The 20347-nt window shown below is 69.7% G+C and carries 13 protein-coding genes and 1 pseudogene; 9 read left to right on the plus strand and 5 right to left on the minus strand.

Annotated features, from left to right (window positions below):
• Nucleotides 1–2: 2 nt before the first annotated feature.
• The gene (locus AC5677_RS32100) at nucleotides 3–335 is read right to left on the minus strand and encodes a transposase family protein (protein ID WP_497191374.1); all 333 of its coding nucleotides are present in this window, start codon (nucleotides 333–335) and stop codon (nucleotides 3–5) included.
• 710 nt (nucleotides 336–1045) lie between these two features.
• Here AC5677_RS32100 and AC5677_RS32105 point away from each other — a divergent pair.
• Nucleotides 1046–1654: a hypothetical protein gene (locus AC5677_RS32105; protein WP_497191375.1), complete on the plus strand. Its 609-nt coding sequence runs from the start codon at nucleotides 1046–1048 to the stop codon at nucleotides 1652–1654.
• A gap of 504 nt (nucleotides 1655–2158) precedes the next feature.
• Here AC5677_RS32105 and AC5677_RS32110 read toward each other — a convergent pair.
• Nucleotides 2159–2830, minus strand: coding sequence for a hypothetical protein (locus AC5677_RS32110; protein WP_497191376.1), 672 nt, complete (start codon nucleotides 2828–2830; stop codon nucleotides 2159–2161).
• Nucleotides 2831–3067: 237 nt separating this feature from the next.
• Between AC5677_RS32110 and AC5677_RS32115 the strand changes: the two genes are divergently transcribed.
• The 7 genes from AC5677_RS32115 (at nucleotide 3068) to AC5677_RS32145 (ending at nucleotide 11441) form a co-directional block, all read left to right on the plus strand.
• Nucleotides 3068–3190, plus strand: a complete 123-nt coding sequence (locus AC5677_RS32115; RefSeq protein WP_497191377.1) for a hypothetical protein — start codon at nucleotides 3068–3070, stop codon at nucleotides 3188–3190.
• Between the two features lie 455 nt (nucleotides 3191–3645).
• On the plus strand, nucleotides 3646–6282 hold the full coding sequence (locus AC5677_RS32120) for a sensor histidine kinase (RefSeq protein ID WP_497191378.1): 2637 nt from the start codon (nucleotides 3646–3648) through the stop codon (nucleotides 6280–6282).
• Nucleotides 6279–6695, plus strand: coding sequence for a roadblock/LC7 domain-containing protein (locus AC5677_RS32125; RefSeq protein WP_497191379.1), 417 nt, complete (start codon nucleotides 6279–6281; stop codon nucleotides 6693–6695). The genes AC5677_RS32120 and AC5677_RS32125 overlap by 4 nt, the downstream gene beginning before the upstream one ends.
• An 84-nt stretch (nucleotides 6696–6779) precedes the next feature.
• Entirely contained in the window at nucleotides 6780–8000 is a 1221-nt protein-coding gene (locus tag AC5677_RS32130) for an ABC transporter substrate-binding protein (RefSeq protein ID WP_497191380.1), read from the plus strand.
• Nucleotides 8000–9946, plus strand: coding sequence for an ABC transporter permease subunit (locus tag AC5677_RS32135; protein ID WP_497191381.1), 1947 nt, complete (start codon nucleotides 8000–8002; stop codon nucleotides 9944–9946). The genes AC5677_RS32130 and AC5677_RS32135 overlap by 1 nt, the downstream gene beginning before the upstream one ends.
• Entirely contained in the window at nucleotides 9943–10740 is a 798-nt protein-coding gene (locus tag AC5677_RS32140; protein ID WP_497191382.1) for an ABC transporter ATP-binding protein, read from the plus strand. The genes AC5677_RS32135 and AC5677_RS32140 overlap by 4 nt, the downstream gene beginning before the upstream one ends.
• Entirely contained in the window at nucleotides 10719–11441 is a 723-nt protein-coding gene (locus AC5677_RS32145; protein WP_497191383.1) for an ABC transporter ATP-binding protein, read from the plus strand. Before AC5677_RS32140 ends, AC5677_RS32145 begins: the two co-directional genes overlap by 22 nt.
• Nucleotides 11442–11523: 82 nt before the next feature.
• On the opposite strand, the gene AC5677_RS32150 is transcribed toward AC5677_RS32145, so the two are convergent.
• Both AC5677_RS32150 and AC5677_RS32155 read right to left on the minus strand, forming a co-directional pair.
• Nucleotides 11524–12783 (minus strand): Rossmann-fold NAD(P)-binding domain-containing protein, encoded by a 1260-nt coding sequence (locus AC5677_RS32150; RefSeq protein ID WP_497191384.1) that lies wholly within the window; start codon nucleotides 12781–12783, stop codon nucleotides 11524–11526.
• Nucleotides 12784–13166: 383 nt separating this feature from the next.
• Nucleotides 13167–13906, minus strand: a pseudogene (locus tag AC5677_RS32155) (winged helix-turn-helix domain-containing protein); the annotation flags it as partial.
• Between the two features lie 310 nt (nucleotides 13907–14216).
• Between AC5677_RS32155 and AC5677_RS32160 the strand changes: the two are divergent.
• Nucleotides 14217–15857: an APC family permease gene (locus AC5677_RS32160; protein ID WP_497191385.1), complete on the plus strand. Its 1641-nt coding sequence runs from the start codon at nucleotides 14217–14219 to the stop codon at nucleotides 15855–15857.
• A 494-nt stretch (nucleotides 15858–16351) separates the two neighbouring features.
• On the opposite strand, the gene AC5677_RS32165 is transcribed toward AC5677_RS32160, so the two are convergent.
• Nucleotides 16352–20173 carry a hypothetical protein gene (locus AC5677_RS32165; protein ID WP_497191386.1) on the minus strand — a complete coding sequence of 1274 codons (3822 nt, stop codon included), beginning with the start codon at nucleotides 20171–20173 and terminating at the stop codon, nucleotides 16352–16354.
• Nucleotides 20174–20347: the final 174 nt, after the last annotated feature.

Below are 20347 nucleotides of genomic sequence, written 5' to 3' on the forward strand. Positions count from 1 at the left end.
CTTCAGTCGGCGAATCTCCTGGCGGCCGTGACCGGTCGCACGGGGTCCTGTCCTGCAGTGGGATCTGCGTCCAGGGAAGGGACTTGATGTCCCCTGGTCTGCCGGTCCGCGAGCCAGGCTCCGACCGCCCGGTCCAGGGCATCCGCGTCGGTCCTGGCGAGCAGTTGCCGGATCGTGGATTCTGCGGGCCAGGACCGTTTCGGGACCAGCGGGTCGACGGCCGTGCCGAGCCGTTCGAGCAGGGCCGGCGGTGCGTCGGCCACCCATTCACTCACCGCGAGCAGGGATCGCGCTCCGGCGAGGGCCGCGCAGGCCGTCAGTGCCAGGAGCGTCACGAGAGGGTGCCGTACTCCCCGCGGATCCCGCGGGTCCGGGACCTGCGTGAGGCGTTCCAGCGGAGTCGGAAGATCGCTCCTGGACACTTCCGGATGCGGTCTGAGCTGTTCAAAGGCAGGGGAGACCAGAGATGATGCGTCGGCAGGCATGGGCAGTTTAAGCTCGCAGAGCGTAGAGAACTCCATGATCGCGGACGTCCGTGCCTGCTGTGTACCGAATCCCGCTCAACGTGACGAGACGTCAGCAACCGGGCGTCAGCCGACTACGCCGAAGTCCTGACCGAAGACGGCGCGGTAGTGCGCGACTTCCGGTTCGCGCTTCCTCCAGATGTTGCCAGTGGGAGTCTTCGTTGTTGCGTTGCCGGACCATCCGGTTGGTTTCCGCTGCGCCCTTCGAGATGCACGACGAATGGATCGCCATACCGAGCCGCCACGTCCCCGAAGGCGGTATGGGTGATACCTGCCGTAAACTCTCTTTTAGTTCCTCCGCGCTACCCAACGCGCCGGAATGCAACCGCCAGTTGATCTTCAACGGCATGACGAGGGACACTACCTGGCGGATGCGTGTTCCCGGCCGAGTGGCACTCGCTTCGGTATCCTCCCGTGCAGGTCATCGGAGGCCATCTACCCAGAGATTACTGGGCAGTTGACCTCAGGGTTTCGTGGTAGCGTCCTCGTTCGGAGGGACAATGCAACCTGAAAGGGAAATCGTGAACACGGAGAAGATCGCCGCTCGCCGCCTCTCGCTGGAAGAGGTGACGAAGCTCGGCGTGAAAGACAGGCTCTTCATTTCCGCCGACACGGCAGAACTCAAGCTTCCCGACTGCTATGTCCCTGCTTTTCTGACCAAGTCCGGTGAGGATTTCGAGGGCGGCTCGATCACGGCGAGAACCGTATTCCAGGAAGAGGTCTCCTGCCTTCCCGACGACGAGAATGAAGCCGGAATCTACTTGGCCGACGAGGACGGCTCGGTGACCATCGAGGTCCTCCAGTCCGCCGGTGTCGTGCTGAACCTGGCACTTTTCGTCCCTGGTGGGGACAAGGGGTCCCTCACGGCCCTTTACGCTGCGGCCCGGCAGGCCTTCGGCGCCGACGTCGTGCAGATCTGGCGCCAGGGCCTCAAGGAGGTTCCCGACGTGAAGGTCGACATCTTCGAGGAGCAGATTCCCCGGGGGCGCAAGGGGAGCGACAGCCCCAAGCGTGACCGTCGCGCGGTCGACACCTACCCCACCCGTGCGGACTTCATCGAGTTCTCCGCGGGGTGGAAGCCGGTCGTTGAGATTCACAAGCCGGTTGTTGACGACACCCCGACCATCTGAGGCGGCGTTACCTCTCGTTCTCGGCCTGAGAGAACGCCGAGAACGCATGCGCTGCCTCCCCGGGTCGGCTCAGGCTGCGACGGGCGAGCACCCAGCGGTGGGGGCTGGGCTGACGGGATTCTCGACCGAGGACAAACTGGGCGGCAGCCCTGTCGCAGACGCGCGGACCTTTGCCCCCGTCACCGCAGGGCAGTCGCTCCCGTGCTTCGTCCGGAGCGCAACTCGGCAGATGATCGATGCGCTGGCTCCCGGACGGGTACTTGGCCTGCTGGGACTTGGGGACCGTCCCGACCCCAGCCTCTTCCAACGTGTGTCGCGCTGCCCGCGATGTCCGGCCGGGCCGAAGACTGGGTCGGTATCCGTTCGACCGAGGACTGCTTTCCGCGCGTTGTGCGCGACACATGGTCTGCGCCTTCCCGGCCGACACGAGCAGGTAATGCTCAATCGCGTCCGGAAGCCGCGTCGTTGTTGGGGGCTGCCTGGGCCGGACCGCAGGTCCTGCGGCTACGACAGCCGCAGCTCCCCGCGTATCACCGGCATGCGCGCATGGTCCAAGTCCCCCCTCGGACACGCAGTTACGCATATGTCGGCGGGTCGTGACTTTACGGTCGCGATCCGCTGCTTTGCGTGATACTCCAGCTCGAGGCCGAAGTCGGCGTAGAGGGGCGCTTTCAGCTCCGGGGGCGCTGCCTGGATTCGGTCGGACATTTCGCCGAGAGTTCTGATCATGTGATGGATCTGGTCCTCGGTGAGGATTTCGCGTTGTGCGCCGGCCGCTGCGCAGAGCTGTTGCCGTGCGGCTGTCTGCTCGGTCTGGGCTTCGGTGATCCATCCGGCGACGAGGGCGGGGTCGGCTCCCGCGTCGAGGGCGGCTCGGTACCGGGTGATGCGCTGGTTCGATTCGGCGATGGTTCGCCGTGCGGCTTCCAGGACGGGCGCCTGAAGTGAATGCCGCTCCTGGCTGTCGCACATAGCCCGGAGAGTTCGGCCGAGATGTCCGGGGGCAAAGACCCGGGCGATCCAGGCGTCGAGGGCGGGCAGGATCGCGTCCTGGCGCATGTAGACGGTCAGGGGATGGTCTGGTGCTTCGCTCTTGGTGTATCCGGCCGGGTAGCGGTAGCGGTAGCGGTAGCGGCAGCGGTAGTGGGGATGCCTGTTGTTGTAGTTGCCCTGCACCTTGCGGCGGCAGATGCCGCAGCGGGTAGCAGCGGTTGGTGGTGCGCGGGCTGCGCTCACCGGCGGCGGAGCGGCGTGTGTGCGACTTCGCCTGGGCCCAGGTGAAGGTTCCCATACTGATCAGTGGCTCGTGCACCGGGCCGGCGGATCAGATCCACTGGTCGGGGCTCGCGGCTCCTGCGCCACGTGGCGCGTTCGGGCCTGCCGAGCGATGCCCGTTGCGACGCGGCGGAGACCGTGACGAACGCGCTCATCGCAGCAGGCCGGACGCCGAGTGACTCCGCAGGGAGCGTCGAGGCGCGTCTGCGCACCGCGATTGGCGTCCTGGAAGCGCTCGCCGCCCGGCTCGCCGCCGGATGACTTTGGGCCGTACCTCCGCTGCGACCGAGGAGCAGGTCGCGAGGCGCCCAAGTCTGTGTTCATGCGACTTCATTTACGGCGATGGCAACCTGGCGAAGCCAAGGTCAGACTGCAACGCCGAGCGGCAGCTGCGGTTGAGTTTCCTGGGATGACCAGGATCGTCGTCCTGCGGGTGGCCGCTCCGTACCCCGCGTGCTCGAAACGAGGGCCCCGCGCGGAGGCGTTTAGTGATCATTGTCCAGGAAAGTATTGATCAATTACGGTCGCAATGTGACGCAGATCATGCCGTTGATCAGGCCTTTTCTCGCAGGGGGCGGTCCTCCCCTCTCGTGGGCGACCTACCATCGACACGCGCTGCACGGGGGATACGGCCAACTCACCTACAAAAGAGGAGTGTTGGCTCTCTGCGCTGCCGCACCCTTAGGACTTCCAACTGCAGTTCAGGTGTCGCTTTGATGTCATTACCCCTGCTCCGAGCAAGGAAGGGGCTCGGCGGAGGCGCGCGCACCGCCAGGATCTCGCATCGCCTGATCCTGCTGGTGGCGGTGCCGCTCGCCGTAGCTGTCGCCTTCGCCGGACGGGCCCTGGCGCCGTCGACCGGACAGGCCGTCCAGGCCGTCCGACTCGAGGCGGCGATCGAAGTAGCGCAAGCGGCCAGTGATCTGACGTACCGATTACAGCGCGAACGCGCGGAAGGTTCGGTGCAGCTCACCTCTGCGCAGAGGTCCGGAGAGCGGTTCGGGAGGCTCGCCCGGGCCACCGACGAGAGCGTCGCGCGCTACCGGGAGAAGCGCGCGGGGCTCTCTTCCATGCCGTCCGCCACGAACGCGACGCTGCAAAGGATCGACAAGTCTCTGGACAGGATCGCGTCCCTGCGCGCTCAGGTGCGCTCCGGTGCCGGCTCCTTGTCCTCCGTGGCGTTCGGTTACCGCATCGCCATCGCCGACCTCGTTTCCTTCCGCGACAGCATCGCGCAGGCCGACGGGGTGAACGCGGAGGTGGCCGACCATATCCGAGCCGCCGCCGCGCTGTCGGAGGCGGCCGAGCACGCCGCCCAGCAGGAGGTTGCCGTCGTACGGGCCCTCTCCGACGGCGGTTTCACGCCCGCCTCGCTCCAGACGTTCGAGGCGACCCGGCTTGGTTACACGGATGCATACGAGACCGTCACCGCAGTCGGGCCCGGACAGTGGCGTACCTGGATGGAACGCACGCTGTCCGGGCCGAGAGCGACGGCGGCCGAGAAACTCGCCGCCGAAGCGGCTCGCAGCGCCGCGGGGGAGCGGCTGGCCATCAGCCGCACTGCCTGGACCGACGCCATGGCCGACCGGCAGGAGCTGTTGCAGTCGGTGGTGCTTCGGGCGGATGCCGACCTGCTCGACACCGTCACCGAGGAGCGCACCCGCCTCATCTGGTGGGCGGTGTCCGAACTGGCCTTGGCCGTCCTTATGCTGGTGGCCGTCCTGCTCATCGCCGTACGACTCGGCCGCGACCTGATCCGCAGGCTTCGGGACCTGCGTGACGCCGCGCACGAAGTGGCGCACAAGCGCCTGCCCGAGGAGGTGCGCAAGCTCGCCCAGCTCGGCTCCGCGGGCCGGGCGATGCCCGATGAGATCGCCCGGCGTGCGGGCACACCCTTGGTGAACCTCGCCGACGATGAGATGGGCGAGGTGGGACAGGCGTTCAACTCCGTGCACTACGCGGCAGTCCGGCTCGCGGGCGAGCAAGCCCGGTCCCGCGACCGGTTCGCGGAGACCCTGGTGACCGTGGCCCGCCGCGGCGCACGCCTCAACTCGGCTCTGACCGCGCAGCTGAACACGGTGCAGCGCGACGAGTTGGACCCCAAGCGGATGGAGACCCTGTTCGCGCTCGACCACCTGGCCATCCGTATGGAGCACAACGCCAACAACCTTCTCGTGCTCGGCGGTGTCGGGGGCGGCAGAGTCCGCACCGCCGATGCGCCCTGCACCTCCGTGATCTACGCTGCGGCCCAGCAGATCGAGCATTACGGCAGGGTGAGCCTCGGTCACGTCGATCCGTCGATCACCATTGCCGCACGTGTCGTCGACGACATCGCGCATATGCTCGCCGAACTCCTCGACAACGCCGCACGGTTCTCGCCGCCCGACACCCAAGTCGGCGTGGCCGCCTGGAGCCTGCGCGACCGGGCCGTGCTCCAGATAGTCGACGAGGGCATCGGCATGCCGGACGCGCGCCGTACGGCACTCAACGGCGAGCTCGCCTCCCCGCAGGCCGACATCGGCGCCGTACACACCATGGGCCTGCAGGTCGTGGGACGTCTCGCGGCCCGGCACGGCATCGTGGTCGAACTGCGCGAGTCCTCCGGGCCCGGAACCATCGTCGAGGTGGCGCTCCCGAAGGAACTGCTCACCGAACCCGACACGGAGCCCCTGGCGCCCGTGCCGCCGCCGCACGGCGCCGTGGGCCCGGCAGTCGCGCGGGACCACACCGGGCCGAAGGAGAACCACACCGGGCCGAACGAGGGCGAAGCGGGCCAGGAATCCGAGACTGCCCGCTCGCACGACGAGGAGAGCGGTGCCCCGGAACCCGCCGGAAGGCCGCGGCCCGCGATCCCGGTGCGGCCGCAGGGCAGCGGTGGACACCTGACCACGGCCCTCCGCCCCCGCCCTGCGGAGCACTCGGAGCACTCGGAACCTGCGGATCGCGCGGAGCCCGCGGAACAGGGCGCAACGGCGCCGTCTCGACCCGGTGTCCATACGACCGGGCGTGCACCGGGCAGTGCCGTCCCCGTGGAGAGCAGGATCGCCGGCGTGAGCGCCTCCGGTCTGCCGATCCGCAAGCGGGCCGCACCCGGCGGTCCGACGCCGCCCACACCCGTGCGCCCGGCAGCGGGAGAGCACGACGCGGCGACACGTGCCCGCAAGGTGCCGCGCCGCCGGGACTCCCGTCAGGTCTCCGACGTCTTCTCGGCCTACGCCCAAGGCATCAGCCGCAGCACACGGCGCAGTTCCCCCGCCCGCGAAACCGACGCCGGCGGTACCACCGGCACGCAGACCACAGGCACGCAAACCACCGGCTCGCCCGACGACAACACACAAGGGAGCACGCGATGACCCAACCCGAACCAGCCGGTTCCCTTGACTGGCTGCTCACCGACTTCGCCCGCAGAGTCCCCGAAGTCACGCACGCTCTCGCGGTCTCCGTCGACGGACTCGCCCTGGCGTTCACAGGCCTCGACCAGGACGACGCCGACCGTCTCGCCGCCATCTCCGCGGGACTGGTCAACCTGATGTCCGGCGCGGCGCAGTTGCTGCGGACCGACCCGGTGGAGCACAGCCTCATCGCGATGGACGGCGGCTACCTCTTCGCGATGGCGGTCTCGAGCGGCGCCTCCCTCGTCGTCGTCACCACCCGCGAGGCCGACATCGGCGAAGTCAGCTATTTCATGGCGGAGTTGATCGACCAGGTCGGTGACGCCCTGTCCCCGCAGATCCGCGGCGCAGGCAGTCCGGAGCACGCCCACTGATCCGCCGAAAGCCGAGCCCGCCCGTCCACGACCCTGTCCACGACGCCCTCCATACCGCTCGTACCACCCCTTGGAGTCCCGGTCATGAACAACGTCCCCACAGCCCGTCGCTCCGGACGGCCCAGAAAGCGCGCGGGCGGTGCCGCACTGCTGGCCCTCGCGATGACCACGGTCGCGGGCTGCAGCGGCAGCGCGGCCTCCGGCGGTGACGACGAGACCCTCAAGGTCGGCGTGCTGGTGCCGTTGTCGGGCACGTACGAGGCGATCGGCAAGGACATGCGCGACGGCTTCCAGCTCTACCTGGACACGCACGGCAACAAGCTCGGCGGGCGCAAGGTGGAACTGACTCAGGCCGACGAGGGCGACGGGGCGCCGACCGCGGTGCCCGCCGCCACCAAGCTCATCACGAAGGACAAGGTCGACGTGATAGCCGGCGTCGCCGGCGGTGGCTCCTTCGCCGCCGTCCAGCCCCTTGTCACCAAGAACAAGGTGCCCCTGCTCGCCACCGGCGGCCGTCCCACCAAGACCGACGTGAAGTGGATCTGGACCACGAGCTTCCTCTCCGAGGAGCCGGGCGAGGCCATCGCCCAGCACATCAAGGACGAGGTGGACGGCCCCGTCTACGCGATAGGCCCCGACTACCAGGGCGGTTACGACGAAATGCGCGGCTTCACCGAGGCCTTCGCCAAGGCTGACGGCAAGCTCGCCAACCCGGACGGCAAGACCAAGTGGACGCCGTTCCCCAAGACCACCAACTTCACCCCGTACTTCAACGACATCGCCAAGACCGACGCCAAGGCGGTCTACTGCTTCTACGCAGGCAAGGCCGCGATCGACTTCGTGAAGCAGTACAAGCAGTCCGACGTGGCCGACCTCCCGCTGTACTCGCCCGGCTTCCTCACCGAGGGCGGCACCCTGCCCGCCCAGGGCGCGGCGGCCAAGGACATCTACTCCGTGCTCAACTACGCGGCCGACCTCGACAACGAGGCCAACCGCTCGTTCGCCGCCGACTGGACCGCCAAGCACGACCTGCCGCCCACCACCTACGCGATGTCCGCGTACGACGCCGCCGCGGTGCTCGACAAGGCCGTCGCGGACCTTGCCAAGGACGGCAAGGAGATCACGTCCGAGAGCATCAACGAGGCCATCGGCGATCTCGGGCGGATCGACAGCCCGCGCGGCTCCTGGGAGTTCAGCAAGACCACCCACTCGCCCGTGCAGAAGTGGTACCTGCGCCAAGTGAAGCGCGACGGCGGACAGTTGGCGAACGTCGTCGTCCAGGACCTGGCGACGCTCGGCAGCTGATGGAGGTCCTCGACACTCAGTTGGTCCCCGCGGTCGACGGCGTCGCCTACGGTCTGCTGCTGTTCGTGGTGTCCGCCGGACTGAGCCTGGCGTTCGGCACCGCGGGTGTGCTGAACCTCGCGCACGGCACGCTGTACGCGATCGGCGCCGCCACGGGCGCAGAACTGAGCGACGGCACCTGGGGCGGGCTGCTGCTCGGCCTGCTCGCGGGAACGGCGGCGGCGGGCGGAGCGGGGGCGCTCCTCGCCGTCGCCGCCGAACCCCTCGCCCGGCGCGGCCATCTCGCCCAGGCGCTGCTGACCTTCGGGCTCGCCCTGATCGGCGGCAGCCTGCTCACCGAGGTATTCGGCTCCGACGAACTGCCGGTACGGGTCCCAGGGGCCCTCGACCGCTCGGTGTCCCTGCTCGGACACAGGTACCCGGCGTACCGCCTGGTGTTCATCGTGATGGCCGTGCTGCTCGCCGCCTTCGGCACCTGGGTGCTCACCCGCACCCGCGCGGGCGCGGCGGTGCGCGCCGCCGCCGATGACCCACAGATGCTCGCGGCGACCGGCATCAGCCCCCGCCTCGTGCACACCGGTGTGCTCATGGCGGCCGGCGCCCTTGCCGGTGCGGCCGGCGTGCTCGGGGCGCCGATCATCGGCCCGGGCCCCAGTACCGCGGAGAACGTGCTGATGCTCTCTCTGGTGGTCGTCGTCCTCGGCGGCCTTCGCTCACTGTGGGGCACTTTTCTCGCGGCGATCGCGGTCGGCGAGGTGCAGACACTGGGCGTCTCGCTCGCCCCCGACCTGGCGCCCTACCTCCTCATGGCCGCGATGGCGGGCGCACTGATCCTGCGTCCGCAGCGCGCGGCCGCGGCACCGGAGCCGCCGCACCCCGAGCAGACGCCCGTACGCCGGACACTCTCAGCGGCGACCAAGGCGCGGTCCGCGGCCGTCCCGTCACGGATCCTGGACCGCACGCCCACACCCGTGCGTCGGCTCACGCCCCTGGCGCTGCTGCTCGCCCTGCTCGCGGCCGCGCCCTGGATAGTGGACGCCTACACCCTCTCGTTGGCCGGCTACGCCCTCGCCCTCGGCCTGGTCGCCGTCAGCTCCACCGTCCTGACGGGCTACGCGGGCCTTCCGGTGCTCGGCCAGACGGCGCCCTTCGCAGTCGGCGCGTACGTCACCGCGATCGCTGCCGACGAGGGCTTGGCGACCGTGGGCCCGGTACAACACGCCCTGGCCGGCGCCGCCGCGGCCCTGTTCGCGCTGATCACGGGACCCGCGGTGATCCGGGCCAGGGGCGTCACCGTCCTGATGATCACCCTCGCGATCGGCGAGCTGACGCGCACCGCCGTCGCTCAGATGACGTCCGTCACCGGCGGCACCGACGGCTTCTTCGGCTTCCCCGCGACCCGTCCGCTGTGGGGTGCCGACGCCCTGAGCGACGAAGTCGGCACGTACCACTACGTGCTCACCGCAGCCGCCGCCGTCCTCGTCACCACTGTGCTCGTACTCCGAGGCCGGGCGGGGCAGTTGCTCACCGGCGCCCGCAGCGCCGAGGCGCGGATGCGCGCGAGCGGCCACCCGGTCTCCCGCTATCTGCTGCTCGCCTACGTCGGCGGCGGCGCCCTCGCGGGCATCGGCGGTTCCTTGCTCGTGGTCGCGCAGCAGTACGTGTCGCCCGCGGACGTCGGCTTCGAGATCGCCGCCCTGGCGATGCTCGCCGCCGTGATCGGCGGCACCACCTCCGTCGCGGGCACCCTGCTCGGCGTCGCGCTGATCGTCGGCACTCGCGACTGGCTGGCCGGCGCCTGGCCCGGGCACGGTCCGCTGTTCCTCGGCGTGCTCTTCGTCCTGTCCGTCTACGTGCTGCCGCGCGGCCTTGCCGGCATCCGGATGCCGGGTGTGACTGCTCGGACCGTCCCGCCCCCGGCCCCGTCCAGGGACACCGTCTCATGACCGACCGCGACCCCTTGCCCCCGGTTCTCGTCCTGGACGGGCTGACCCGGCGGTACGGCAGCGTGACGGCACTGGACGGTGTCGGCCTGCGGCTGCCCGCCAGGGCCCGGCACGCCGTCATCGGACCCAACGGCGCGGGCAAGACCACCCTGCTCCACCTGATCGCGGGCACGGAACGACCCGACCGCGGCACGATCGTGCTCGGCGGGCGCGACCTCACCCGTACCGCGCCTGCGCGCCGGGCGCGGTACGGAATCGCGCGCAGTTTCCAACAGCCGGTCGTCATCGGAGAGTTGACGGTGCTCGACAACATCGTCCTGGCCGCCTGGAGCCACCACCCCCGGCGCGAGCGTGTCCCGGCCGCGCGCGAGCAACTCGCGGCCGTGGGTCTGGGCGGCATGGCGCACCGCCTGGCCTCCGAGCTGCCGCACGGCCGGCGCAGACTGCTCGATCTCGCGGCGGCCCTGGTCTGCCGCCCGCGCCTGCTGCTCCTCGACGAGCCGACCGCCGGACTCACCGACCGTGACATCGGGCGGCTGCTCGACGTACTCGGGCAGCTCTCCGGGGATGTCGCCATGCTCCTCGTCGAACACCACACCGGGGTCGTCACGCACCTGGCCGACACCGTCACCGTGCTCAAGGACGGCAAGGCCCTGCTCACGGCCCCCACCGACGTGGCCCTCAACCACCCGGACGTGCGCGAGGCCTACCTGGGAACGGGAACCGACCACCCGGGACGGGGAGTGGACCACCTGGGAAAGGGGAGCGGCCCATGCTCCACATCAGCGGGCTGACCGCGGGTTACCACGGCGGCACCGTGCTGCACGGCGTCGACCTCGAGGTGCCGCCCGGGACCGTGCACGCCGTCGTCGGGCACAACGGTGCGGGCAAGAGCACGCTCGTCCACACCGTCGCAGGGCTGCTGCGCCCCACCTCGGGGACCGTCCACCTGGACGCCGTCGACCTGACGGGCCGGCGGGCGCACCAAGTGGCCCGGGCAGGCGTCGGGTTGGTCCCGCAGGGCCGCCGGGTCTTCGCCGGGCTGACCGTCGCCGAGCACCTGCGCCTTGCCCACCGGCCGCGGGCGAAGGCAGGGCGCCAGGGCGCTGCCTGGACGCCGGAGCAGGTCCTCGGTCTGCTGCCCCGCCTCGCCGAGCGCCGGACCAACCGGGGCTCGCAACTCTCCGGCGGCGAGCAGCAGATGCTGGCCCTGGCCAGGGCGCTGCTCGGCAGCCCGCGCGTCCTGCTGCTCGACGAGCCGACGGAGGGCCTCGCACCGGTGATCGTCGAGCAGATCCAGGAGTTGATCCGTGCGCTCGCCGACGAGGGAGTCGCCTCACTGCTCATGTCGCCGAGCGCGGCACTCGCCCGCGCCTGCGCGGACACGGTCACGGTCCTCACCTCGGGTGCGGTCGCTGCGCGGTTCGACGGCGACGAGGTCCGCGCCGATCCGGCCGCCCTCCACCGGACTCTCGCCCTGGCGCCCACGGAGTGACCGGGCCGCGCCACCGGCTGCGTCAAGCCCGGCACCTGGTGGCGCGCCCTCGTCCTCACATACGCTCAGCCGCGGCGCACGGTCAACTGACCTTCTTCAGGCTGTCCTTCTCAGGGCCGTCCTTCTGGAGTGCGTGGCCGCCGAAGCCGCTGCTGCGCTCCGGGCCGCCGATCTGCCCCTTCCACCAGGCCTCGAAGTCCGAGGTGCGCATGGTCTCCCAGTCCGGAGTGCCGACGACCTGGGCCTGTCCGAACCTGCGCCCCAGGTCGACCAACGAGGCGCCAGGCGCTGTCCGGCCGGCGTCGTACGCCGCGGCGGCCGCCGCCCAGTCGTCGTGTGCCCGCCAGGCCTCCTCCAGGATCAGGGCGTCCTGCAGTGCCTTGACCGCCCCGCCGCCGGTGTGCGGCCGGGCGACGGTGGCGGCGTCCCCAGCGAGGGCGAGTCGGCCGCGGGCGTAGTGCGGCACCTCGAGGTCGTAGATGGGCTGGATGAAGGACTCCTCGCGCGGGGTGCGCAGCACGCACTCGGCCCAGTAGGGCGGGAAGTGCTTGCGCACCAAATCCCGTGCGAACGCGTCGAGTTCGGTGCTGAGCTTCCCCGGCGGCAGCGAGGTGGGGGTCTGCAGATTCAGTGGGAGCGCCAGGTGCTCGGGCGGAGTGGTGTAAAGCACCCAGTTGACCCGCATGCCGCCCACGCCGTCCGGTATTCGGTAGATCACGCAGTGACCGCCGGGGAAGACCACCGTACGCAGATCCGTCCAGGCGAGGTCCGAGGAGCCGCACTCGGGCGCACCCTGCGAGGCGCCGCGCCAGCCGAGGTATCCCGCGTACGTGGGCCGGAGGCCGGGGAACATGGTGTCCCTGACGACGGAGCGGTAACCGTCGGCGCCGATGACGACGTCGAAGCGTTCCCGCCCGCCGGCGGTGAAGTCGAGCGTCACGCCCTCGGCGTCCTCCTCCACAGCCGCGATGCCCACGCCGGAGCGGTACTCGACCTCGGCGGGCACTCGGCTGCGCAGCTCACTCCACAGCGAACCCCAGGAGTACGCGCGGAACGGGGCGTCCTGTACTCCGACAGCCCGGCCGAGTTCCGCTTCGCTGTCCCGCATCGTCCAGATGCGCTGGTCCATCGGGCTCCACGGCATGTCGGCGTCCACATACCCGGCGGCTTCCAACTCGGCGTAACGGTCCCGGTGCAGGCTCACACCCACCCCTCGTTCCTGGAGCCGGTCGGCGGCCCGCTCCAGGATGGTGACCTTCTCGGCGCCGCCCCGTAACGCTGCCAGGGCCGTCGCGCAGCCCGCAATGCTCCCACCGACGACCGCGATGTTGCCACCAAACATCCCGTGCTCTCCCTCAGGTACCTCTCCGGCACTTCCTGTCAGCGGTCCCGGCTGATCACGGGCGCCCCGGAGTGCCCGTCCATCCCATCATGATCAGGCAATGCCGAGAGGGAAAAGGCGAGGGATCGAGGTGAGGTTCCGCCAGGAATGCGGAGAGTAGTGACGGAAAGTCAGCGTGTGTTGCCTGCACGAGCGTTGGGCATACATGGCTATCCCATTCCATCCAAACCGCGTCCTGCGGAGGGTATTTCCCGTTTCCCGGTGCCTCGACGGCAGCGTGTGGCGGCTGGCGTCCAGGCGCCGGCCGCCCCGGAGGGAGCCCAGGACGGCGTGGCCCTGCGCCTTGCGGTTCGCTTGGTCGGCGAGAGCAAGCCACTGCCCGTCGTGCGCACGGGCTTCGTTCGCGGCCCGTCCCCGACGAGTACGGCCGGGCCGCCGAGCTGCTGGTGGGCGGCGTCCAGGGGCCGGGCGTAGTCGGTCACCCTTTCCGGCGGCCCTTGCGCGGGCCTCGGTGCGCGGGCCTCGGTCGACCAGGGTGCGGTAGATCAGCCGGGGTCGGCGTCCAGGCTTCGTGCAGACGAGCGCGGCCACGGACACGCGGGCCCTGCCTCGCGCTCGAAGCACAACCAGGCGCCCAGGTCCGCCGCAGTCCTTTTTCGGCCGGCCACTGCTCATCCTTCCACTGGGCGATCTTCGCCTCGTTGCGTTCGGTGGCCCGGCGGACGGGCACCTGCACGCTCCATCCGATCCGGCGCACCAGCAGGGCGACCCGGGCCAGGGTGTAGCTGACACCGAACCGTGTGCGGATCACCTCGGCGATCCGGGCCAGGGTCCAGCACTGGTCCTCGCCCCAGCCGTGCGCGGCCGGGCCGGCGTCCAGCAGGTCCTCCAGCTCCCGTAACTGGACGGGGGCGAGACAGCAGCGGACACCACCGGGCCCCTTCGAAGCCAGAGCTTCCCTCCCGCCCACAGCCAGGGCCCGGCGCCGGCGGTTCGCCGACATCCGCGTCACCCGGAAACGCCGGGCCACCTCATGGTCGCTGGCGCCAGCCTCGATCAAATCAGCTGCTGCTAACCGGACTTGCTCGCGTCGCAGCCCTGACCTGCTACAAGAAGCTGGCAAAACTCACCAGGTGAGACATTCCTTAACACCGAAAGGTAATTTCCCCGTCGTGCAAAGTCAAAGGTTTTGCAAATTGAATTCGTGTCGCCGGTGGGCCACATAGGTGGTCGTCTCGTCGCCGTCTGCTACTGATCCAATCCCGTCGGCTCGCGCATGCATGCATTCCGTCAAATGTCCACCCCGCCAAATTCTGAGGTGGCTATGAATTTTCCGCGGAATGTAACTATTCAGCCAACGACTCTTTGCAGGATTCCGAAAACTCCCTACTCTGAGGCAACTTTTCGGCCAGTTCTGTCTTGAAAGGCCTCCTATGGCAAGCGTTGATCAGATCACGCCCCCGAAGCCAAAATCGGGCTCCGGCTCCCTTCGTCGGGACGTAGGGCTGATCGGCCTGATGTGGGCCTCGGTCGGCTCCATCATCGGATCCGGTTGGCTGTACGGAGCCCAGAAGGCCGTAGTGGTGGCGGGTCCGGCCGCGTTGATCTCCTGGATCATCGGCGCGATTGCAATCGTCCTCCTGGCGCTGGTGCACGCCGAGCTCGGCGGCCTCTTCCCGGTGGCCGGCGGTACGGCGCGCTATCCGCACTACGCCTTCGGCGGCCTGGCCGGTATGTCGTTCGGCTGGTTCTCCTGGCTCCAGGCGGCGACGGTGGCCCCGATCGAGGTCGAGGCCATGATCGGCTACGCCGGTCACTGGAAGTGGGCCCAGGGATTCCTGAATGCGAACGGGACCCTCACGACGAGCGGCCTCATCGTCGCGGTCTTCCTGATGGCGATCTTCGTCGCGGTGAACTTCCTGGGCGTAAAGGTGCTGGCCCACACCAACAGCGCCGCCACCTGGTGGAAGATCGCCGTACCCCTCGGGGCGATCTTCATCATCGCGGCGACCAACTTCCACCCGCACAACTTCACCTCCCACGGCTTCGCGCCGTTCGGCGCCAAGGGCGTCCTCAGCGCCATCAGCACCAGCGGCATCATCTTCGCGCTGCTCGGCTTCGAGCAGGCCATCCAGCTCGCGGGAGAGAGCCGCAACCCCAAGCGCGACCTGCCGCGCGCCACGCTCGGGTCGGTCGCGATCGGCGCGGTCATCTACATCCTTCTCCAGGTGGTCTACATCGGCGCTCTGCCGCTGGCCTCCTTCGCGCACGGCTGGGCCAAGCTGGACTACGCCGGCATCAGCGGCCCGTGGGCCGGTCTGGCCACCGTGGTGGGTCTGGGCTGGCTGGGCTGGGTCCTGTACGCGGACGCCATCATCTCTCCCGGTGGCACCGGCCTGATCTACACCACGTCGACCTCGCGTATCTCCTACGGTCTGAGCAAGAACGGCTACGCCCCCAGGGCGTTCGAGAAGACGGACCGCCGCGGTGTGCCGTGGTTCGGCCTGATCATCTCGTTCGTGACCGGCGTGATCTGCTTCCTGCCCTTCCCCAGCTGGCAGGAGCTGGTCTCCTTCATCACCTCGGCGAGCGTCCTGATGTACGCCGGTGCGCCGCTGGCGTTCGGCGTGTTCCGTGACCGTCTGCCGAATCACCAGCGCCCGTACCGCCTGCCCGGTGGCAATGTGATCTCGCCCATGGCCTTCGTCGTCGCGAGCCTGATCATCTACTGGGCCGGCTGGGACACCCTCCAGCGGCTCGGCTGGGCGATCATCATCGGCTACGTGCTGCTCGGCAGTTACGCCTGGTACGCGACGAAGAAGCAGCTGCCGAACGCGCCGCGACTGGACTGGAAGGCCGCGCGGTGGCTTCCGGTGTACCTGATCGGCATGGGCCTCATCTCCTGGCAGGGCGGCTTCGGCGGCCAGAGCCACATCCCGCTGTGGTGGGACATGGCGATCGTCACGGTGTTCGCCGTGGGGATCTACCACTGGGCCCGCGCCTCCGCCGTCCCTGCCGAGGCGATCGAGCAGAACATCGAGGAGGTCGCGGTCGTGGACGAGGGCGGTCACTGACTCCGCACTATGCGCTGACGGCCAGGAAGGCCGATGAGCTCGGCCGGTCATCCGGTCGAACTCATCGGCCTTCCGGCTGTCTCCGGTGCCAACTCACGGCGCGTTTCAGGTCTTTCGTCGCGGTCACTCGCCCCGCGCCCACGTCTGCATCAGCTGACCACTGTGAATCGGCCGGTGTGGGCCGGCCGCTGACCAGGTGACCGGCCGTTTGACGTACTCGCCGTGTCCCCGTGTGTGACGCGCTCACCGCTTGCCCTACGCAGAACGCGGAGGGTGTTGAGCCGCCGCATGGTGCCGGTGCGCCGTCGCAACGGCTCGGCCGGATCCATCGGCTCCCATCCGCTGAGGCGCTGCCGCGAGTAGCACCGAGGCGACCGGGGAGGCGATCGGAGTCGATCATGGTCGCCGCCCACCGGCAGGGCCCACGACGGCGACGAATCGACGTCCGGTTGCCGGCCGCGCGCCCCTCCGACGGCCAACGCCCGCAACAGTTATCACCGTTGATAAGTGCCGACCAGCGTGCCGTTCGCCAACTCCTGGCCTCTCACCGCACGATGCACAGCGTCGACGGCCGGTTTGCCGTGCAGTGAAGGCGACTCCGAAACAGCTCTCGGCGTCGACGCGCTCGGACTCGACGCGTGGGCCCCGGGGCGGAATCGCTGCCACGCTTGGGTGAACAACTGCGGGACGGGCAGGTGCGGCACCACGACGGCATGGGCCGCCGAACGTCCTTCGGCGGCGGCAGGCAACAGCGGCAGCTTCACCGCCTCCAGCGGGAGCCGTGGTTTCTTCAACGCGACCCAGTCGCCCGGAAGGAACAGTGAACGCCCGGCCCGGGCTCGCTTTCCGCGCACGACCAAGCCGGCAGCTCCGGCGAGTTCATCCTGCACCGCCTTCAGCTGGGTCGACTTCCAGCCGGTCCACTCCCGCACGTTCTTGTCCGTGGGATCCGGCAGCACCGACAACATGAGATAGAGCGCGGTGGCGTCCTCGGAGAGCTGCAGTTCCTTGGCCGCTTCCGCGACCAGATCGGGAACGGAACGGCGCGGGTCCTGTTCCCAGCCGGCTGTGCGGTCGGCGTCGTTGGTCAGATGCTCGGCCAGCGCGGCGAAGCCCCCTGCCAGCAGCATCCGTAGATCCACAACCGCCGGCAGCCCGCCCGGGCCGGGATACCACCGGGCCCGCTCAGGCAAATTGAGATAGTCGTCCAGCCCGTCGAGAACGCGACTTGTCGGGTCGTACCCGCCGTCCGCGGCAAGCAGCGCTCCCGGTCGTACATGGACCCGCTCGAGGGAATAGCCCAGCGGGTCGGGTTCGACGGACACGCCTTCCAGACTCTCGAGGTTGATCAGCTCGAGGCTGTACGTACGCGGCACGGCGAAGACCTCGACCGGTACCTTGCGGCCCTCGCCCTCGCACACCGCCGCATGCAACCGGGCACAGGCAGCCCCGATCGCCGGGCGCAGCGGATGTCCGGCGGGCGTGCGGTAGGCAAGCCAGGCGGCCATCCGTGCCGCTGCGGTCGGCACCGGCGCAGCGAACAGCCCGGAAATGTCGTCGGTGAGGAGGTCTGCACCTCGGGCGACGGTACGAGCGAGCACAGCCGGACCGACGCGCGGCTGATACGGATGCTTGGTGGCACCCGGGCGCTCCTGCCGGGCGGGGGTGACCGTGGTGTCGGGGGCGATGAACTCCTCGTCGGCGCGATACAGAAGGTCTTCCGGGACGTGCGGCAGCCGGCCGAAGGTTCCTTCCCACCAGAGCGCGCCTCGCTCCACCTCGGGACCATGGGTCCACAGCCGCTCGGGGTCGTCGGGAAGCAGCCGATCGAACAGGGTGGTGCGGTGCTCTTCGGTGAGTCCGGCGAGGAGGTCGTCGCCGACGGCGGAGCCCTTGCCCAGGCCCCAGGCGGTGAGTTCTCCCTCGTCGAACGACGCCCGGTAGGGAGGCCACACACCCTCGGAGCCGTAGTGCAGATCCGTCACCGGACGGCCGGTCAGCAGCTTGGCCGCCTCGCAGCGGGTGAGACCGGTGTGTTCGGCGAAGGTGACCGCGAGTTCGGGACGGGCCGGCGGGGCGCCGCGCTCGCGGAGCAGTGCGACGAACCGCTCCAGCCAGGCGTGGTCCCGCAGCGGTGGCGGGAACTGCTCCTCCCGATGTTCGGCACCTCCCGCGGCCATGGGCCCGTCAGCCGGGAACCGGCCATCCGGTGCGTACTCCAGAACCGGTCGGCCGGCTCCCCGATAGGGCGTTTCGAGATAGACGGCGACGGAGGAGTCCGTACGGACGGCGAACCCTTCGGTCAGCCACGGGTCGGGAGTCTCCCGGGGGAGGGTTGCGTAGCCGATCCGCCACTGACCGGTTGGGTCTGTGTAGGGGCCGGCCACGTAGTCGTGCACCGCGTCGGCCAGGATCGTGTGGCGCCGCGAGTCGACGCCCGGGGCGGCCACGTGGAGCAGCAGCCCTGGTACGCGGTGGGGGTGTCGCACATGCAGGGGCAGGCCGCGGAGGAAGGCGTTCAACGTGGCGGTGGGCCGGCCCCAGTCTCCACCCCATGGCTTGCGGTCGAGCAGGGCGGTCAGCTGGGCGGCGAGGCGCGTGAACGGGCCGACGACGACGGGCCGGGGTGCGGCCGGCGGGGACGGCTCCGCACCTGCGATCTCGGCCAGCTTCCGCTGTGCCAGGCGACAGCCGGCGGCGAGGAGGACATCGCGGACCGCGCCGTCCAGGGCGGCAGCGGGTATTTCGGGCAGTGCTTCGGCGATGCGGCGTCGGATGTCTGCGTCCGTGTGGCCGCGGTCGGTGCCGTCCAGCAGCGCGGTGACGGCAGCCGTCTCCAGCGTGGCGCCGCCCGCCGCAATCCGGGCACGCAGCGCGTCAGCCAGCTTCCCCGCGGTGTCGATGAGGGCGATCCGGCGGGCCGCCCCGGAGCAGAGCGGCTTCGCAGCCGCCGCCCGGACCGGCCGCAGCCGGCCGAGCAGCCCGCTGAGGTGTTGCAGGGTGCCGTGCTCCGCCTCAGCGGCCCGCTCCGTGAACCATTCGGCCAGAACGGCGAGACCACGCGGGTGCTCCAGCACATCGGGCAGGCTGCCCCGCCCCTCCCGGGAATCCATCAGGCCGTGCGAGGTCGACAGCCTGTCCTCAAGCCACGCTCGGAATTCCCGTTGGAAACGCGGGTCGGCGAAGAACGCGGCGAGGTCCCGCCGACCGACGACCACTCGGTTGTAGAAGCGCTCATCGAGCCGAGGGGACGGGTCGGCCACCGGGATGCCGAGGGAGAGCAGCTGGTCGATGGCGTCCAACGACACCTCGGACCACTTCCCCTTGCTGGTGCTGGGTTCCACGGGCACGGCGTCGGCGATGAGCCGTGGCGCCATCCGGTGGATCAGCTCCGGCAACCCGGGCGGGAGCGCGTCCGACCAGCGCTGGAGACATGCGCTGAGCCAGCGGGCGGGCATGCCTACGGGCAGGATCGGGTTCTGGGTCCCGGCCAGCGCGGTCAGTGTGCCCGTCCGCTCCAGGATCTGCCACCACACGTCCCGGTCGCCGTACAGCCTCGTGCGCGACGCCAGCACCTGCGCGACCGCCGGAGCATGCTGCCCCAGCAATTCCAGGGCCTTGCCCTTGAGGCAGTCCTTCCAGAAGCCGTCGGGGACTCCCTGGGTGTAAGGGCCGTACGAGCGTGCATAGACGGCGAAGGGCAGGGTCCGGCACAGGAGTTCAGCGGTTTCCTCGCCGGGGTCCAGGCCGGCCGCCGTGGCGAGCTTGCGCATGCCCGGGATCATTCCTGCGTACGGAAGGTGCCCGGCGTCGACGCGTCGCACCAGCGCGTCGCGGAACCGGAAGAACGCCTGGGCGGAGAGGCTTGATGCGGCCAAACTCCGGGCCGTGGACCGGATGTCCGCCACCGTCGCGGCACCATCGGTCACCCGGCGGAGGAAGTCCTCACTCGGACCGCGATCGTGCTCGGCGTCGGCAGGTGTCCCGAGCCGTTCCGCCCCCAGCACCTCGCCCGGCACATTCGGACCATGACCCTCTCGCCAGATCTCCGGGAAGACGAAGAGCTCCGGCTTGCCGAGGCGCTCGGCGGCGGGGCAGGTGTGCGCGATCAGCAGTGTGGCCAGCCGCTTCCCCTCCGACCGTGCGAACGGGCTGACCTCGCTCTCCCGCAGCCGGTCGCCCCGTGCATCCACCCAGATCAGTGGGCCGAGATCCAGCCCGTGTTCCTTGTAGATGGACCGGGACAGGCGTCCCGGAACGATGAAGGAGATACGCGCCTCGATCTCCCGGCCGTCCTCCGCGATCGGCAGCGCCACATGGCGTCCAAGCACCCGAAAGCCACCGGAACGCTGTCCGTGGGCCAGGCGCTCGCTCCAATGCTCGTCGCGACCGAACGCCGCATGATCGGTGCACACGGCGAACGGCTCGTCCCCCGCACTGCTCTGATGCCGCACCCTCGCCACATCATCCCTGCGCACAGCAGCCCCCGG

It is taken from the genome of Streptomyces sp. JLSY215 (assembly GCF_059682825.1).

Coding starts and splice junctions, on each gene's coding strand:
- AC5677_RS32145 (WP_497191383.1), top strand. CDS start 10,719: ATGCTCCACATCAGCGGGCTGACCGCGGGTTACCACGGCGGCACCGTG.
- AC5677_RS32135 (WP_497191381.1), top strand. CDS start 8,000: ATGGAGGTCCTCGACACTCAGTTGGTCCCCGCGGTCGACGGCGTCGCC.
- AC5677_RS32120 (WP_497191378.1), top strand. CDS start 3,646: ATGTCATTACCCCTGCTCCGAGCAAGGAAGGGGCTCGGCGGAGGCGCG.
- AC5677_RS32150 (WP_497191384.1), bottom strand. CDS start 12,783: ATGTTTGGTGGCAACATCGCGGTCGTCGGTGGGAGCATTGCGGGCTGC.
- AC5677_RS32130 (WP_497191380.1), top strand. CDS start 6,780: ATGAACAACGTCCCCACAGCCCGTCGCTCCGGACGGCCCAGAAAGCGC.
- AC5677_RS32160 (WP_497191385.1), top strand. CDS start 14,217: ATGGCAAGCGTTGATCAGATCACGCCCCCGAAGCCAAAATCGGGCTCC.
- AC5677_RS32140 (WP_497191382.1), top strand. CDS start 9,943: ATGACCGACCGCGACCCCTTGCCCCCGGTTCTCGTCCTGGACGGGCTG.
- AC5677_RS32125 (WP_497191379.1), top strand. CDS start 6,279: ATGACCCAACCCGAACCAGCCGGTTCCCTTGACTGGCTGCTCACCGAC.